Annotated in this window: 19 protein-coding genes; 6 read left to right on the top strand and 13 right to left on the bottom strand. The window is 35.7% G+C overall.

Features of this window, described 5'->3' with window-relative positions:
* Window positions 1-41 precede the first annotated feature (41 nt).
* The 4 genes from AC0IXC_RS26585 to AC0IXC_RS26570 form a co-directional block, all read right to left on the bottom strand.
* On the bottom strand, window positions 42-1,283 hold the full coding sequence (locus AC0IXC_RS26585) for a S1C family serine protease (RefSeq protein ID WP_215590049.1): 1,242 nt from the start codon (window positions 1,281-1,283) through the stop codon (window positions 42-44).
* A 203-nt stretch (window positions 1,284-1,486) separates the two neighbouring features.
* Window positions 1,487-2,164: a response regulator transcription factor gene (locus AC0IXC_RS26580; RefSeq protein WP_002014310.1), complete on the bottom strand. Its 678-nt coding sequence runs from the start codon at window positions 2,162-2,164 to the stop codon at window positions 1,487-1,489.
* Between the two features lie 18 nt (window positions 2,165-2,182).
* Window positions 2,183-2,635: an anaerobic ribonucleoside-triphosphate reductase activating protein gene (gene nrdG, locus AC0IXC_RS26575; RefSeq protein WP_002137702.1), complete on the bottom strand. Its 453-nt coding sequence runs from the start codon at window positions 2,633-2,635 to the stop codon at window positions 2,183-2,185.
* Window positions 2,632-4,488, bottom strand: coding sequence for an anaerobic ribonucleoside triphosphate reductase (locus tag AC0IXC_RS26570; RefSeq protein ID WP_002033560.1), 1,857 nt, complete (start codon window positions 4,486-4,488; stop codon window positions 2,632-2,634). The genes nrdG and AC0IXC_RS26570 overlap by 4 nt, the downstream gene beginning before the upstream one ends.
* 225 nt (window positions 4,489-4,713) lie before the next feature.
* On the opposite strand from AC0IXC_RS26570, the gene plsY reads away from it, so the two are divergent.
* Both plsY and AC0IXC_RS26560 read left to right on the top strand, forming a co-directional pair.
* On the top strand, window positions 4,714-5,310 hold the full coding sequence (plsY, locus tag AC0IXC_RS26565; RefSeq protein ID WP_002014306.1) for a glycerol-3-phosphate 1-O-acyltransferase PlsY: 597 nt from the start codon (window positions 4,714-4,716) through the stop codon (window positions 5,308-5,310).
* 109 nt (window positions 5,311-5,419) lie between these two features.
* Window positions 5,420-5,710: a HesB/YadR/YfhF family protein gene (locus AC0IXC_RS26560; protein ID WP_002033558.1), complete on the top strand. Its 291-nt coding sequence runs from the start codon at window positions 5,420-5,422 to the stop codon at window positions 5,708-5,710.
* A 77-nt stretch (window positions 5,711-5,787) separates the two neighbouring features.
* On the opposite strand, the gene AC0IXC_RS26555 is transcribed toward AC0IXC_RS26560, so the two are convergent.
* On the bottom strand, window positions 5,788-6,207 hold the full coding sequence (locus AC0IXC_RS26555; protein ID WP_002142699.1) for an acyl-CoA thioesterase: 420 nt from the start codon (window positions 6,205-6,207) through the stop codon (window positions 5,788-5,790).
* 109 nt (window positions 6,208-6,316) lie between these two features.
* Here AC0IXC_RS26555 and AC0IXC_RS26550 point away from each other — a divergent pair, with 109 nt between their 5' ends.
* Entirely contained in the window at window positions 6,317-7,609 is a 1,293-nt protein-coding gene (locus AC0IXC_RS26550; RefSeq protein ID WP_002066644.1) for a glycoside hydrolase family 18 protein, read from the top strand.
* 76 nt (window positions 7,610-7,685) lie between these two features.
* On the opposite strand, the gene sspN is transcribed toward AC0IXC_RS26550, so the two are convergent.
* From sspN to AC0IXC_RS26530, 4 genes are all read right to left on the bottom strand, one after another.
* A complete protein-coding gene (sspN, locus tag AC0IXC_RS26545; RefSeq protein ID WP_000527988.1) occupies window positions 7,686-7,820 on the bottom strand; it encodes an acid-soluble spore protein SspN in 135 nt (44 codons plus the stop codon).
* A 43-nt stretch (window positions 7,821-7,863) separates the two neighbouring features.
* Window positions 7,864-8,007, bottom strand: coding sequence for an FbpB family small basic protein (locus AC0IXC_RS26540; protein ID WP_002014298.1), 144 nt, complete (start codon window positions 8,005-8,007; stop codon window positions 7,864-7,866).
* Between the two features lie 131 nt (window positions 8,008-8,138).
* Complete coding sequence (locus tag AC0IXC_RS26535; RefSeq protein WP_016100849.1) at window positions 8,139-9,086, bottom strand: 3'-5' exonuclease; 948 nt, start codon at window positions 9,084-9,086, stop codon at window positions 8,139-8,141.
* A 115-nt stretch (window positions 9,087-9,201) separates the two neighbouring features.
* The gene (locus AC0IXC_RS26530; RefSeq protein WP_002128499.1) at window positions 9,202-9,777 is read right to left on the bottom strand and encodes a TlpA family protein disulfide reductase; all 576 of its coding nucleotides are present in this window, start codon (window positions 9,775-9,777) and stop codon (window positions 9,202-9,204) included.
* 481 nt (window positions 9,778-10,258) lie between these two features.
* On the opposite strand from AC0IXC_RS26530, the gene AC0IXC_RS26525 reads away from it, so the two are divergent.
* Together AC0IXC_RS26525 and AC0IXC_RS26520 are read left to right on the top strand one after the other, a co-directional pair.
* Complete coding sequence (locus AC0IXC_RS26525) at window positions 10,259-10,471, top strand: hypothetical protein (RefSeq protein ID WP_002033553.1); 213 nt, start codon at window positions 10,259-10,261, stop codon at window positions 10,469-10,471.
* A gap of 11 nt (window positions 10,472-10,482) precedes the next feature.
* Window positions 10,483-10,815, top strand: coding sequence for a YmzC family protein (locus AC0IXC_RS26520; protein ID WP_002033552.1), 333 nt, complete (start codon window positions 10,483-10,485; stop codon window positions 10,813-10,815).
* A gap of 22 nt (window positions 10,816-10,837) precedes the next feature.
* On the opposite strand, the gene AC0IXC_RS26515 is transcribed toward AC0IXC_RS26520, so the two are convergent.
* The 3 genes from AC0IXC_RS26515 to acnA all read right to left on the bottom strand — a co-directional run bounded on the left by AC0IXC_RS26515 (window position 10,838) and on the right by acnA (window position 16,305).
* Window positions 10,838-12,553, bottom strand: coding sequence for an ABC transporter ATP-binding protein (locus AC0IXC_RS26515; protein WP_471653580.1), 1,716 nt, complete (start codon window positions 12,551-12,553; stop codon window positions 10,838-10,840).
* 123 nt (window positions 12,554-12,676) lie between these two features.
* Complete coding sequence (locus AC0IXC_RS26510) at window positions 12,677-13,318, bottom strand: lysostaphin resistance A-like protein (protein WP_471653579.1); 642 nt, start codon at window positions 13,316-13,318, stop codon at window positions 12,677-12,679.
* 263 nt (window positions 13,319-13,581) lie between these two features.
* The gene (gene acnA / locus AC0IXC_RS26505) at window positions 13,582-16,305 is read right to left on the bottom strand and encodes an aconitate hydratase AcnA (RefSeq protein ID WP_016100845.1); all 2,724 of its coding nucleotides are present in this window, start codon (window positions 16,303-16,305) and stop codon (window positions 13,582-13,584) included.
* A 289-nt stretch (window positions 16,306-16,594) separates the two neighbouring features.
* On the opposite strand from acnA, the gene sspO reads away from it, so the two are divergent.
* Entirely contained in the window at window positions 16,595-16,744 is a 150-nt protein-coding gene (gene sspO, locus AC0IXC_RS26500) for a small acid-soluble spore protein O (protein ID WP_002033549.1), read from the top strand.
* 37 nt (window positions 16,745-16,781) lie between these two features.
* Here the strand turns inward: sspO and pdaB are convergent, their stop codons facing one another.
* A complete protein-coding gene (pdaB, locus tag AC0IXC_RS26495; protein ID WP_080683322.1) occupies window positions 16,782-17,507 on the bottom strand; it encodes a polysaccharide deacetylase family sporulation protein PdaB in 726 nt (241 codons plus the stop codon).
* Window positions 17,508-17,523 lie beyond the last annotated feature (16 nt).

The following is a 17,523-nucleotide window of genomic DNA, read 5'->3' as shown; positions in this document are numbered from 1 at the left end:
AAAGTCTCTTTCAACATGAAAGAGACTTTCTTTTATTCCGATTATTGATTCTTTGTAGCTGAATTATCTGCTAATGTAGCTGTTTTCGTCATTTTTTGGCCATTGCGATAGAATGTAACTTCTACTTTCTCGCCTACTTTTTTCTTTTCATATAAATATTTACGGAATTGAAGTGAATTCTCTACTTTTTGATCATCTAACGCTACTACTATATCATATTGCTCTAAACCAGCTTTTTCCGCTGGTGATATTGGATAGATTTTACCTAATACAACTCCATTTGTTACTTCTTTTGGCACTTTTAATTGATTTACTGCATAAGCTTGCACATCTTCTAATGAAACGACACCAACTCCTAGTGCTGGACGTTTCACCACTCCTTCTTTTTCAAGGGATTCAATAACTGGCTTTGCAATATTAATTGGAATAGCAAATCCAATTCCTTCAACTTCTTGTTGTGCAATTTTACTTGAATTAATCCCAATTATTTCACCGTTTTGATTAAATAACGCACCACCACTATTACCTGGGTTAATCGCTGCATCTGTTTGAATAACTTGAGCATTCCAATCTGCACGCTTATCGCCATCAATATCTACTGGAATTTCACGTTCTTTGCTACTAATAATACCTTCTGTTACACTTCCATCAAACCCTAGTGGGTTACCGATTGCAATCGCTTTTTCACCCGCACGAAGTTTACTTGAATCACCTAAAGTGGCAACTTTATTTACATTAGATCCATCAATTTCTACAACCGCTAAATCTAACCAAGGGTCTTTCCCTACAAGCTTTGCATCTACCTTTTTACCATCACTTAGTTTTACAGCAAGTTTATTTGCTCCATCTACTACATGGTTGTTCGTTACAATATACGCTTTATTTCCTGCTTTTTTATAAATAACACCTGATCCTGAGCCAGCTTGTTGCTCTTGGCCTGTCGGTTGCATTGCAAATGGATCAACACTTTGTTGCATATTAATAACACCTACAACAACATCCTTCGCGCCTTCGATCATTCCCGGTAAATCAGTTTCATTTTTCGCTTTATTTACAACTGGAACTACAGTTCCTTCTACTTGTTTATTAGCATTGAATGACGAAACAGCTGCATTATTATTTTGCACCCATGGCATGTACGGTGCTGCAAAACTAATCGAAACCGCCCCGACTACAGCTCCAACTAAACCTGTGAAAAAATATCCTTTTTTACTACCTGATTTTTTCACTTCTCTCGTTTCACTATGCTCTTCATTCAAATTCGGTCCGTCGTAATATCCCATGTTTTATTTCCCCTCCCTGGTGAATTCGTACTTTCAGTATAGTCACATTTTGTGTCCTTCTTGTGAACTCATCGTGAAATCCAATTAAAAAAATACTCCTATCTACCATTGTAGACAAGAAAAGTATTTTTTGTACATTCCACCTACAAAGGAGAGTGTAAATTTGCTATATCCCAAAGCCGAGATGCATAGTAACTTAAAGGTTATTCTTCGAATTTGTAACCTACTCGAATAACAGTGCCGATATGCTTCGCCTTATCTCCTAGCTTATTTCGCAGTTTTTTAATATGTGTATCAACCGTTCGGTCATCACCGTAGTAATCATATCCCCATAACTGATCTAATAAATGTTGACGTGACAACACAATTCCTTTGTTCTCCATTAAATAAACAAGAAGTTCAAACTCCTTATGTGTCAATATAATTTCTTCACCATCTACTAAAACTGTTCTAGATAGTCGATTGACTTCTATTCCAGCTAAAGACATAGTATTTTCTTCTGATACTCCTACCGCTCCATCCGCACGTTTCAATAACGTCTTCGCGCGAGCTACTAACACTTTCGGGCTAAATGGTTTCGTTACATACTCATCTGCACCTAATTCAAAACCTAGTAATGTATCATCCTCATCCGAACGTGCTGTTAGCATAATAATTGGTACTGCTGATTCTTTTCTAATTCGTCTACAAACAGACCATCCATCTATTTCTGGTAACATAATATCTAACATAATTAAATCAATTTCATGCTCTGCAAATAATTCTAACGCTTTTTTCCCGTCTTCTGCTTCGATTACTTCAAAGCCTTCATTACGAAAATAATCACTAACAATTTCACGTAATCTTCTTTCATCTTCAACAAGTAATACTGTTTTATTCATATAATCTATCCCGCCTTTTTACTCTTTCAATCGAATAATACGTTGATTGGAGCTTCCGCGAAATGGAAGTGTTAAATCTTTTTTCTCGATTTCAAATCTTCCATCGACTAAAACATCCCCATACTGTAACAACTCTATCATATCATTATTTCGAGAACTCTGTATCTCTTCTAACGTATAACCTGTATACATCCATAGATTTTTTTTCAAATCTTTCACAGCTTTTGCTACTTTTTTCACTTCAGCAGCTTGGAAGAATGGATCTCCACCTGAAAATGTTACATCTGTTAATGAATTACTTTCAATCTCTTTCACAATTTCTTCTACCGTCATTTCAGTTCCATTGCAAACATTCCAAGATTTCGGGTTATGGCACCCGAAACAACGATGCGGACAGCCCGCAAAAAACACGACTGTCCGCAACCCTTCTCCATCTACTACACTATCATGAATGATATTCATAACTTTCATTTATGCTTCACCCGATCCATCTCTTCACTACGTTTCGCACTATTCCACTTCGACATATCTCCTACAAGATAGCCCGTTATACGGCGAATTCTTTCTATATTAGCCTCATCTTCATTTCCACAGCTTGGACATTCATTCCCAATAACTCCGTGATAACTACAGCACTTACAACGATCAACAGGATGATTTATTGAACCGTACCCAACGCCATTCTCTGCCATCGCTTGCACAATTTGCTTTAATGCCTTTTTGTTATGCATAGCTGCTCCGTCTAGTTCAATATACGTAATATGTCCCCCGTTACATAGGGCATGGAAAGGTCCTTCTAAACGAATTTTATTTATCGCTTGAATGTTATAATAAACTGGAATATGGAATGAATTCGTATAGTAATTATGGTTCGTTATACCGCTAATCTCACCAAATTCTTCTCTATCTTTTTTCACAAACTTACCTGATAAACCTTCTGCAGGCGTTGCAATTACAGAGAAATTGAGTTGATGTTCTTCCATCGCCTTATCCATGCTCTCTCTCATAAAGGAAATAATTTCATATCCAAGCTTCCACGATTCTTCATTTTCTCCATGATGCTTTCCAGTTAACGCTACTAAACATTCTGCAAGACCGATAAAACCAAGACTTAACGTCCCTTGTTTTAAAATCGGTGCCACAGCATCTTCAGGTTGTAACGTCTCTCCACCACGCCATACACCTTGTGAATATAAGAACTGAAAATCTCTTGCTCTCTTTGTACATTGATAAGCAAATCTCTCTAATAATTGCTTAACGCCTAAATCTAAATAATAACTTAGCGCTTCAAAAAACGCTTCTTTCGATCCACTAATTAGCGCTAATTTTACTAAATTAATAGAAGTAAACGATAAATTCCCTCTTCCAATTGCTGTTTCTTCCCCATGTATATTAGACATAACACGAGTACGGCACCCCATATAACATACTTCACTTTCAGGTCGACCATCATAATGCACAGCATTAAACGGAGCATCTAAAAACGAAAAGTTAGGGAATAATCGCTCAGCGGTCGTTTCTAACGCTAATTCAAATAAATCATAGTTCGGATCACACTCTTCAAAGTTCACGCCTTTTTTCATTTTGAAAATTTGAATAGGAAAAATCGGTGTTTCTCCTTTACCAAGTCCAGCTTGCGTCGCTTTTAAAAGTTGCTTAATTAAAAGTCTTCCCTCTTTCGATGTGTCTGTTCCGTAATTAATTGAAATAAATGGTACTTGTCCCCCGCCCCTACTATGCATACTATTTGAATTATGAACGAAAGCCTCACACGCCTGATACGTATCATTTTCTGTCTCTTTCCATGCAAATTCCTCTATTTGTTCTTTCGTAAGCGGATATGACTGTAGTCGTTTTTTATGTCTCTTTACTGTTTTTCTCACATATGGAGCTAAATCAATATCAAAGAGTGCAAACGATTGACCACCGTGCTGCATATTTTGATTCGCCTGAAAAATAATTGAAGAAAGCGCCAACGCACTTTTAATGTCTTGCGGTTGTCTCATATGTCCATGTCCAGTATGAAAACCGTTAGCTAGCATTTGCGCTAACGGAATTTGCGAACAAGTCGTCGTTCCTGTTGCATAAAAATCTAAATCATGTGGATATAATATATTTTGATCTATCGCTTTTTTCACTTGATCTGATAATAATTTTTCTACTGCATAATACTTTGCGCTCTCAGATGCGAACGTTCCCATTACTCCCATTGGAGATCGACCATCTACATTTGCATTTTCCTGCATTAAATCTTGTTCATTACCGTGGATAATTGTCTCAAATACTTTCATTAATTCTTCTCCACGTACATTTTGTTTCAACATTCATAACCCTCCACCAACATGTTGTTGTCTTTTGATTAAAATCATACAACATATAGTTCTTCTGTTCCTGTGAAAAATGTAACATTCCTGTGAAAGTTTTTTTAAAAATTAATGACTTTTTCATTTATAAAAAAGAAATGTGCTCTTTACAAATGTATGGTACAATAAATGGGAAAAACTCTTTTTACCCTTTATCAACACATTTGTATAAAGGAGACTGAACTCATGGTTATTACATATCTTTTATTTATCGTTGCCTATCTACTCGGTTCGATTCCATTTGCATTAGTCGTTGGAAAAATTGGTTATGGAATCGACATTCGTGAGCATGGAAGCGGTAATCTAGGCGGAACAAATACATTCCGTACATTAGGGAAAAAAGCAGGTTTTATCGTAACAATTGCTGACATTTTAAAAGGTACATTAGCAACAGGTCTACCGATTATTTTCGGGTCAGATATTCACCCACTATGGTTTGGGTTAGCCGCTGTTCTTGGACATGTCTATCCGATTTTCGCAAAATTCCGCGGGGGGAAAGCAGTTGCAACTTCTGCTGGAGTGCTATTATGCTATTCACCAGTTGTTTTTGCAATATTAGCTGTTGTCTTTTTCAGCCTTTTATTTACAACAAGATACGTATCACTTTCTTCTATGATAACAGCTGTCGTTGCTGTTATTGCATCCATTGTTAGCGGGGATAAAATCTTCATTATTGCGATGTGTTTATTAGCAGGTATGGTTATTTATAAACACCGTGCAAATATCGGACGAATTATAAATAAAACTGAACCAAAAGCAAACTTTTCAAAAAAGCAAAAATAAGATCGTAACCCACATAACGCAAAAAGAAAACGTGAAGCATATTAATAGCGTCTTTTTGCGTTATTTTTTATACTAAAAGAAAAGGCAACATAATTTGGAGGAACTATACATGAATCTTTCCGTAACAAAAGAAGCAGCACAATGGTATAAAAACGAATTAAACTTACAATCGGGTGAAACAATACGCCTTTTCGTACAATACGGCGGTTGCAGTACTGTGCAAAAAGGACTTTCTTTAGGTATTCGTAAAGATGACCCTGCGCACCCTGCTGTTCAAACTCAAGAAGAAGGTATTAACTTCTTTATTGAAGGCGATGATGAGTGGTTCTTCGATGGACATAATTTATTAGTTACACTTAACGACGGTGATGATTTCCCTCAATTTAATTATGAAAAATAAAAAAGCGTGGCTTCTGCCACGCTTTTTTTATCCCGCTATTTGCGGGTAGTAAGACCCCCACTGATTAAAGTTTCACTTTATTTCTTTTTAATTTCCTCATATTTCGCATACCACTCAGGATATAATTTTTTAAATGATACAGGGCGGAAACCTTCTTTTTTCGCACAAATATTCGTCGTGCTTGCAGTAATACAAAGTTCGCCATCACTATTATAAATTTCATATCCATATACAACGCGGAGCGGGCTCACAGTATCAACCCACGTTTTCACAATAGCTTTTTCGCCGTAACGCATCGCTTTACGATATGAAATTTGCAAGTCTAATACAGGAGAAATAATTCCCTCTTTCTCCATTTCAACATATGAAAATCCTAATTCTTGTATAAGTTTAGTGCGCCCAAGTTCCAGCCACACTAAATAGTTTGAATGGTAAACAACACCCATCTGGTCTGTTTCCGCATAGCGGATTTCAACTTCATGTTCTGCTACAAACATTTCTATTCGCCTTCTTTCACTTCTGCTACCTTGCATACATTTAATCATAATACAGTGGAATCAAAAATAAAATAAAAACAGTGAATCTTTTACCGAAAGGGGCAAGCACATGATCCAAATTGTAACTGTTCGTAGCGGTGATAGTGTTTATGGTTTAGCATCAAAGTACGGATCTACACCTGAAGAAATTGTAAAAGACAATGGACTAAATCCAGCTGAAACACTCGTTGTTGGTCAGGCACTTATCGTTAATACAAAAGGCAATAATTATTATGTACAGCCAGGTGACAGCCTTTATCGAATTTCTCAAACGTATAACGTCCCTCTCGCCAGTTTAGCTAAAGTTAATAACCTTTCATTAAAATCTATTCTCCATGTCGGACAGCAATTATATATACCGAAAGGAACAAAACGAGCAGTAGAATCCATTGCTTATTTACAGCCTTCAACAATACCGATAAAAGAAAGTTTAGTAAATGCTACACGTGCTATTAATCCATTTTTAACATATTTAGCCTACTTCAGCTTTGAAGCAAAAAGAGACGGCACTTTAAAAGAACCGACGGAAACAGCGAAAATCGCTAATATTGCAACGCAAGGTAACACCATCCCTATGCTCGTTATTACAAATATTGAAAATGGAAATTTCAGTGCCGATCTGACCTCGGTTATTTTACGCGATGCAACAATTCAAAACAAGTTTATTACTAACATTTTGCAAACAGCTGAAAAATATGGCATGCGAGACATTCATTTCGATTTCGAGAGTGTGGCACCTGAAGATCGCGAAGCGTATAATCGTTTTTTACGAAATGTGAAAACACGCTTACCTAGCGGGTACACATTAAGTACAACACTTGTACCGAAAACGAGCTCAAATCAAAAAGGGAAATTTTTTGAGGCTCACGATTATAAAGCACAAGGACAAATTGTAGATTTCGTCGTCATTATGACATACGACTGGGGTTGGCAAGGTGGACCACCGATGGCGATTTCCCCTATTGGTCCTGTAAAAGAAGTACTTCAATATGCAAAATCTCAAATGCCTCCACAAAAAATTATGATGGGGCAAAATTTATATGGATTTGATTGGAAACTTCCTTTCAAACAAGGGAATCCACCCGCAAAAGCAGTTAGCTCTGTCGCAGCTGTTGCACTTGCTCGTAAATACAATGTTCCTATCCGCTATGATTTCACAGCCCAAGCTCCACATTTTAATTACTTTGATGAAAACGGCGTACAACACGAGGTTTGGTTTGAAGATTCGAGGTCTATTCAAAGTAAATTCAATTTAATGAAAGAACAAGGCATTGGCGGTATTAGTTACTGGAAGATTGGTCTACCATTCCCACAAAATTGGCGTTTACTCGTTGAAAACTTTACAATTACGAAAAAAGGCTGACGAAAGTCAGCTTTTTAAATATTTTTATAATATTATCCAAACACACAAAAAGGAGAATGATGACATTCTCCTTTTTTTAACCGTTATCAACAATTGGTTGTTTGCCAGTTTGGTCTTGCATTTGCTTCCCTTTATTGCCACCAGCTTTTTTCGATTGTGTTCCAATTTGATTTGGTGCAAAGTCTTTTGAATTCTTTTTCGGATTACCCATTACTATCGCCTCCTTAACACTAGTATCGTACTAGTGTTAAGAATTATTCAGCCTGCTTAAAAAGTTTCATTTCATAACGTTTTTCAATTCGTTTTTCAATTCGATCCATTGCATCACGATCGCTTAATAATTGTTGTTTATTTTCATTTACAAGTTCTTCAAACGATCTACGGCGACTTCTTCTCATGTTGCTCACCCTTTCTTCTACGCTTTCTTATTACATAGTATGAGCAAATGAAAAACTCTTTAATCAGATTTGCAAGAAAATTTTATGTTTTGATAAAAAATCCCATGCGCATATATTGCACATGGGATTTTTTACACCATCGTATTTAAATATTTTTTAATTTCTTCATCCGCATTTACTTTATTTGCTCTATATTCATCCAGCGCTCGTAATACAGAATCGTATTCTGCTACAATGTAGCTCTCTAGCTTCAAAATGTCCTCTACACTGTCAATCATAATTCTCGTGTTGCCAATCTCACTTTTCAATGCTGCCTCGTATGTTAAGCTCGTACAAATTTCTCTTACATCGTCTTCCATTTTTTCTGTTAACACATATTTCTTTCGCCCTTTGACCTTTAACCTTATAATTGGGTAAAAGGCTTTTATATCTAAATAACTCCCAACATTCATACAACGAATCCACTCAATATCACGTTTATTTCGTACAAGCATTTCTTTTACTGCTTCAAATACCGCTGTTTCATCAAGTACTTCCTTATTCGCTTTTCTTTTTCCTTCTTCTTCAACCGCTGCACATTTTTGATAAACAGCCGCACACGTAATACAGTCGTCAAATGCATTATGAGAACTTAATCGAATTCCAAGCATTCGTTTTAACGTTTCAAGTTTATGATTAGGCGCATGCTTCATATATTTTTTCGCTAAAAACACAGTATCAATAACGTTATTTTTAGGCTCAGGTAGTCCAAGCATATTTACATTACTTTTTAAAAAACGCATATCAAAAGATGCATTATGAGCGACAATAACATTTGTATGTAAAAATGCTAAAAATAAAGGTAATACTTCTTCAATCGTCGGTGCATCTGAAACACGATAATTTGTAATACCTGTTAAACTTGTTATTCGGTCCGGAATTGAACGCTCTGGATTCACATAAGAAACAAATTGATCTACTAGTTCATGATTATGATATTTCACTGCTGCGACTTGAATAATTTTATCATTATAAGGGTTAAATCCTGTTGTTTCAAAATCAATTACAACATAATCTAACGGTAAGGATATATTCCCCACTCCAAACACTCCTTTACCTCTAAACATTTATATTTCTTTTATCATAACATGCTGCTATCACTACGTGAAAAAGAAAAGGCAGAAATGGTAACTTTCCACCTCTACCTTTTCACCGTTATTTTAATTTAGCAATCCGTTTCTCCATCTCTTTTTGCGTCATCGGTCCAATGAACTTATCTTGAATGACACCTTCTGTATCAATAAAATAAGAAGTTGGAATGGTAATTACTTTATACGCTGTTGTCACATCAATGTTCTTGTCCAATAAAATAGGAAAAGTAATTCCTTTTTCTTTAGCGAAGTTCCTTACCTTTTCTTCTCCCCCTCCTTTTTCTGAAGGAGTATAGTTTATAGCTAAAATTTCTACGTTTTCTTTATGTTCTTTATAAAAGGCCTCCATATCAGGCATTTCTTGCTGACAAGGCCCACACCACGTTGCCCAAAAGTTTAAAATAACTTTCTTTCCTTTTAAATTGGATAACTTTACATTCGTTCCATCTATCTTTGCTAATTCAAAATCTGGTGCGCTCTTTCCAATTTCAATACCGTTCCTTGCGAAAATCTCTTTCATAGCAGCTTCACTTTTGGCAGGCTTTTCTTGCATTACTTGATCCTCTTTACCAAACTGTTCATAAGCTGCATATCCCGCTAAACAAAGTAACACTACAATAATGGTAAGCTTCCGCCACATATTATATCACCCTTACGTGTTTATCTTCTTATTACATAATCACCAAAATACTATATACCTTATTTTAGCTTATACGGACAAGCTTGGAAATATTCACAGTCGAAATAGTTAGAATATTTATAGTCCGGATGAAATATTTCCCTTTTTATCATATAATTAGAAATAAATACAAAACTTGCGAGGTGATATGTATTTTACAATTACTTATCAACCCTTTCACTTTTGTTTTTTTCACTTTACCATTATTATGTATTTTTTTTAGCACCTTACTATACAAATTCAAATGGGCTGTAATTATTATTTCTTTTACTGTTCCACTTATATTTTTCATTATCGTCTCAGGATTTGATATACACCTAGTTTTACAAAACTTAGACGCTTGGATTGTTTATAGTGCTGTTTATTCTGTACTTTCCTACATAACGCTAGCGCTAATACGAAGAAAACTGCACATGTAGAACTTTCAAAAAGGGGGATTTTTATGAATCTATTTGAAAAAATACTATTATATATTCTTAGTTTTATATTTTCCCCAATCGGGATTATCACTTGGATCATCTCGCTCTTCAGTAAAGATCCTGAAAAAAAGCAAGTTGGGCGTATTTGTCTCTTTATCGCTTTAATCTCATTTATCCTTTTAGCCGGTCTTGGTATTCTTAGTTTCTTCACGATGACTACCACTACTATACAATAGTTATAGAAAGGATGATTATTTTGGGAGAACATCCTATAAGTAAAGAACTTCGCTATATACGAATATGTTTAGTTGTTTTAGTAATCGTTCTTTTATTTTTCAACGGTGAAAGAGTTGTTGAAATTTCTACAAATCATGATGCCGTAGAAAACGTTTCAACCAGTAATATGACACAGATTGCTGAAAATACATTTGCTATTCAAGAATATAATCCATCACTAAGTAGCGAACGTACGGTCAAAATTTTCAAATATAATCCGGATACAAATCAACTTACTCTAGTCAAAGAGTTTAGCACTAACGATACTGAGTCTTATACGTATCAACTTAATAAGAGTGAATAAAGATAAGAGCGCTATATAGCTCTTATCTTTTTATTAGCATCTCTTTAAACAATGACTTACACGTTAATAATTCTCTAGGATCCCCGCATTCCACAACAATTCCATTCTTCATGACCACAACTCGATCCGCTATCATCGCCCTCTCAACATCATGTGTCGTCACAATTCTCGTTACATTCCCCCCTACCCCTTTAAGCATATTCCAAACCACTTCTTGATTGCTCAGATCTAATCCCGCAGTCGGTTCATCTAGAATAATGAGATTCGGATTTGATACAATCGCTCGCAATAACGCAAGACGCTTTCTCTCTCCTCCCGAAAACTCTTCACCGCTTTTATGTAGTACAGTCTGAATCCCTTTAGATAAACTCCTAATAATTGACTTCGCATTTACAAGTTCAATATTTTTTTCTAACTGTTTTTCTAAGACCCCTTCCCCAAAATACATATTCTCTTTTACTGTCGTCCGAAAAAAACGAGGTTCCTGCCATATGGTAGTCATACGAGCTTTATTACCGTAATAAGCAATACTACCATTAGATGGTTTATATAAACCCGTGATTAATTTTAAAAGCGTCGTTTTTCCTGCACCACTTTCCCCCACAATAATAACGAGTTCGCCAGGATTAATTTGCAAATGTATATTTTTAATTCTACATCTCTCTTCACCGTTCTCTTGAAATGAAACGTTTGTTAATTTCATTCCCATCGCTCTTTCTACATTTCTGTATTCAGCCGGTATATCTAAAAAGCCAAAAACTCGATTTGCCGAAGCAATAGCAACTTGTGTCATCATCAATAAATCACTCGCATAACGAACGGGGAAAAATAACATCTCAATTGTAGCTAATACCGCCACAAGCGAACCGACTTCCATATCCCCTTTTATTATTTTTTTTGCTCCTATAATAAGAACAACTATATATGCTCCTGTTTCTATTACCGTTCCAACTATCCCAATACAATGTTGTATCATCGTCTTCCTTACTTCTGTTTTATAAGATTGTGCCGTCACTCCTTTAAACAAATGAATTGCCCATTTTTCTTTTTGTAAACTACGTAAATCTTGTATACCTTTTACAAACTGTGACATCATCTCTACAACACTTGATTGACTTTTTTGAGCGATACTTGCAATATTTCTTACTTTTCCCCCCATAGGCATTGGAACAATTGCACTTAAAAATAAAAACGGGGTTATCCACCATATGAACTGTACATCGATATGTTGTAGAGCTATGAACGCACCAATAAATTGTGCAATGGCGTGGATGTATTCTATTAATATAGATCCATATAACCTTACCCAATTCGGAATATCTGAAACGACTAATGTTTCTAACTCCCCTTGTTTTACCTTCTCACTTTCTTCAAATGGTAATAAGAAAAAATGACGTAATACATCTATACGCTTCTCTCGTAATATTCGCTGGCTTACTTTTGAGCTTACATAATCAAATAACAGATTGTTCACCCACATCAAAAAGCGGCTCCCCGCAAACAAAGCAATATATACATACGTACCTTTTAACTCCCGCTGAATAATGTTATCTACAATTAGCCCCATAAATAGCGGACGGGATAAATTTAAAATGGCAGCTACTATTCCGCTACAAATCGCACTAATTAGCAATAGCTTTTCTTGCAACAGCGGCAACATTATTCTTCTATACTCATTCATTGTCATTCCCCCAATTTTGCATAATAAAAGGAAAGGGATGAAACCAAATGGTTTCATCCCTTTCTTCTTTGTTTACTCATGTTCTTTTAAAAACCTAAGTTCCAAAACATAAAATAAAAATCACTACTTTATCTAGGGATATTCTTCTGCCAACGACCTATTAAATGCCGATATGTATTACTATATAAGTTTCATTAAAATAGCAAGTGTATTTATTGTCATATGAACAACGATAGGAACAATTAATCTATTCGTTTTTACATATAAAAAAGCATACACCAATCCCGCTAAAGTATAAGGAATAACACTTGCTAACTCCATATGAAGTAATGCAAATACAAGAGACGTAATTAAGCAAGCAATGTAGACATTTGTTCGTTTACGTAACGTATCAAGAATGATTTTTTTTGTTAGAATCTCTTCCATTATAGGTCCCAAAATTGCAATATTCACTATTCTAAATGGGAAAGATATAACATTATTTTTTATCATTTCTGAGTGTTCTGAGTTAGAATCCATATTAAATACAACAATAGCTATTAATCCATAAATAGCTTGAACTAAAAAATAAATAAGAACACCATAGATACACCATAATACAGTTTTTTTGGGCGGATAAGCATCAGAAGAACCTCTTTCAATATCTGGTTTCATTAATATTAAAATTACTATGAAAGCTAAAAAATAACCTAAGATTCTACCATAGGCATTGGCCGCTTCCATTGTTAAATTAAATAAAGTTATAAAAATCGGTTCGAATAAATAAATGGACAAGTAAAACAGTATGTAAGTAATTATGACTCCCCAATATCTTTTTGGCATATTCCACCTTTTTTACAGTAACTAGCATTTTAATTTTTTTATCATCTGAATATTTCTTTCATTTAATTTTACCATTAACATAGGATATGCAACTTTAATTCTCCCTTAATTTCACAAAACACTTTAATCCATCCCACATTAACTGACAATAAGTTTTCCACTTAGAGGTCTTTAAATATGCCGATGTTTTTTCATACTAAAGAGGGATGAGAAAATCTCATCCCTCTTTAAAATATACATTCAACAAATATTGTTGAATCCTTTTAGTTTGACACTTTAGACTCTTCGATTTTCGAACGAAGAACCATTTGCAAGATACCACCGTGACGGTAGTAGTCAATTTCAACTTCACTATCGAAACGAGCTACTACTTCAAATTGCTTCTCTTTTCCTTCTGCATCGATTGCAACTACTTTTACAAGATCGCGTGGTCTAACTGTTTTGTCAATTTGAATTTCAAATGACTCGTCACCAACAAGACCTAATGTTTCAGCACTGTCGCCATCTTTAAATTGTAATGGTAATACGCCCATTAACACTAAGTTACTGCGGTGAATACGCTCGAAGCTTTCTGCGATTACTGCTTTAATACCTAATAAGTTTGTACCTTTCGCAGCCCAGTCACGAGAACTTCCCATACCGTAGTCTTTACCAGCAACAACTAGAAGGCCTGTGCCATCTTCTTTATACTTCATAGCAGCATCATAGATAGATGTTACTTCACCAGTTGGCCAATATGTTGTATATCCGCCTTCTGTTCCTGGTGCGATTTGGTTTTTAATACGGATGTTTGCAAATGTACCACGCATCATAACTTCATGGTTACCACGACGAGAACCGTAAGAGTTAAAGTCGACTGGTTGTACGCCGTTTTCTAGTAAATAACGTCCAGCTGGCGTGTGCTTACCAATTGAACCTGCTGGTGAAATGTGGTCTGTCGTTACAGAATCACCAAATTTACCAACTATGCGTAAACCTGATAACGTTTCAACTTCACCCGGCTCTTTAGATAATCCTTCGAAGAACGGTGGGTTTTGAATGTATGTTGAATCATTATCCCAAGTATATAAAGCTTCATTTGAAGTTTGGATTTCATTCCAGCGCTCATTGCTGTTAAATACTTGCGCATATTCTTTTTTGAACAATTCAGATGTAACAACACTTTGAACTACATCTTCAATTTCTTTAGCTGCTGGCCAAATATCATTAAAGTAAACAGCATTACCATTTACATCTTTACCGATTTCATCATTTTTTAGGTCAATATCAACAGTACCTGCAAGTGCATATGCCACAACAAGTGGTGGTGATGCTAAGTAGTTTGCTTTTACAAGTGGATGAATACGACCTTCAAAGTTACGGTTACCAGATAAAACAGATGTTACTAATAAATCATTTGCTGCGATTGCTTCTTCTAATTCCTCTGCTAATGGACCAGAGTTACCGATACAAGTCGTACAGCCGTAACCAACTGTTTGGAAACCTAATTGATCTAAATACGTTGTTAAACCAGACTTATCTAAGTACTCTGTAACAACTTTAGATCCTGGTGCTAACGATGTTTTTACGTAACCAGGTACTTTAAGCCCTTTTTCAATTGCTTTCTTCGCAACTAACCCTGCTCCAATTAACACGTACGGATTTGACGTATTTGTACAGCTTGTAATTGCAGCGATTGCAATTCCACCTGTTTTCATCGTTACTTCTTGATCTTTCAATGTAACTTTCACTTCTTTATCAAACTCTTGCTCATTGAATCCAAGTCCTTGTGTTCCAACTGGTGCTACAACAGCTTTATGGAACTCCTCTTTCATATTTGAAAGCGGGATTAAATCTTGCGGACGTTTCGGTCCAGAAAGGTTAGATTCGATTGTATTTAAATCAATTTCAACAAGATCAGTATAGATTGGATCTTTACTATCTGCTGTATAGAATAAACCGTTTGCTTTACAATATTCTTCAACAACGCGAATTTGCTCTTCATCTCTACCTGTTAAACGTAAGTATTCTAATGAAATATCGTCGATTGGGAAGAATCCACAAGTTGCACCGTATTCTGGTGCCATATTTGAAATTGTTGCACGGTCAGCTAAAGGCATGCTCTTTAGTCCACTACCGAAGAACTCAACAAATTTACCAACTACACCTTTTTGACGTAACACTTGTGTTACTTTTAATGCAACATCAGTTGCTGTTGTACCACTTGGAAGTGTACCAGTTAATTTCACACCGATTACTTCAGGTACTGGGAAATATGAAGGCTGTCCAAGCATTCCTGCTTCTGCTTCAATACCACCAACGCCCCATCCAAGAACACCAATACCATTAATCATTGTTGTATGTGAGTCAGTTCCAACTAATGAATCTGGGTATGCAACTAAGTCACCTTCAGCATTTTTCACCGCATGAACAACCGGTGCTAAATATTCAAGATTTACTTGGTGTACAATACCTGTTGCTGGTGGAACTGCACGGTAGTTATCAAATGATTTCTGTGCCCAGCTTAAAAATTTATAACGTTCTTCATTACGTTTAAACTCTAAGTCCATGTTGAATGCAAGCGAGTCCGCTGTACCCGCTCTATCAACCTGTACAGAGTGGTCAATTACAAGGTCTACAGTAATTTCTGGATTAATTTTATCAGGATCTCCGCCCATATCTGCCATTGCTTTACGAAGCGAAGCCAAATCTACAACAGCTGGAACACCTGTGAAGTCTTGTAAGATTACGCGAGATGGTTTAAACGGAACATCGATATCTTGAACATCTTTCGTTCCCCATTTCGCTAAATTTGTAACATGTTCTTCTGTAATTACGCGTCCGTCTACTTGACGAAGTACAGATTCAAGTAAAACTTTCACGGAATATGGTAATTGAGATACGTTGCCAACCCCTGCGTTTTCAAGCGCTTTCAATTGATAATAATGATACGTCTTTCCATCTAGTTCAAAAGTTGCACGTGATTGAAATGGATTATGTTTGACCATTATGTTTCCCCCCTGTTAAACGTGACTAATTTGTCTGAATATAAAATGTAGACAAACTTTTCAATACCTTACGATAATATCTTATTACAACTTTCTAAATAAGTAAATAATAAGAAACTTATGGATTATCATAAGTTTTCTTTATCTTTCTAAATTTGAATAGTGTCCATGCTCTTTATTAATACTATTACTATAAAGTAAAGCACTCTTTCAGCGTTTTACTTTACGTTCATATATGCTATGAACGACTCATGGTTCGTCTATAAAAAACATTATAGAGGTGAGAAAAATGGGTAAAAGAAAAGCCAATCATATTATTTCAGGAATGAATGCTGCATCCGCCCAAGGGCAAGGAACTGGCTATAATGAAGAGTTCGCAAATGAACCTTTAACTCCGGCAGAGCGACAAAATAATAAGAAACGAAAAAAGAATCAGTAACGAAAAATCCCAAAAGGTATACCTTTTGGGATTTTCTCTAATGTTTATAACGTAACAAATCCGAAACTGTTACAAATCGATAACCCTGCTTTTTCAGCTCAGGTAAAATTTTTGCTAATGCCGCCACTGTTTGACTACGATCACTTCCTCCATCGTGCAACAGTACAATATCTCCACTTTTAGCATTTTTCACAACATGATTTACTATGGATTCTGTACCTGGATTCGCCCAATCACGAGGGTCTTGATGCCATGACCATAGAACAATTTGATACCCAGCTCTTTTTGCCGTAGTAAATACAGCATCATTAATATATCCACCTGGTGGACGGAACAATAAAGGTTCTTTCACCCATTTTTCAAAATATTGCTTTCCATTTAAAATATCATGTTCTAACTTTTCATCTGATGAATTACTCGCATACAAATGATTCATCGTATGATTTCCGATTTCATGCCCTTCTTTCAACACTTGCTTTACTAAGTACGGATTACGCTGAACTCGAAAGCCAATCATAAAAAAAGTCGCTTCCGCTTTATATTGACGTAATAACTCTAATACTTGCGGTGTATAAGTTGGGTCCGGTCCATCATCAAATGTAATTGCGATAATTTTTTCATTATTTGGCACTTCCCATGTTACATAGCCAGTTGGCTCTAGCTCTTTTCTTAACAACATTTTAGCTTCCACTTTGTCCACTTGAAATATATGTACTGCACAAATTAAAGAAAAAATTGATAGAATAATTTTTCGTTTCAGCATAGTAGCACTAAAAGTA

This window comes from Bacillus sp. AC266, assembly GCF_979253805.1.
Note: the sequence above shows the minus strand (reverse complement) of the source record. Positions and strands in the feature narration are given on the sequence as shown.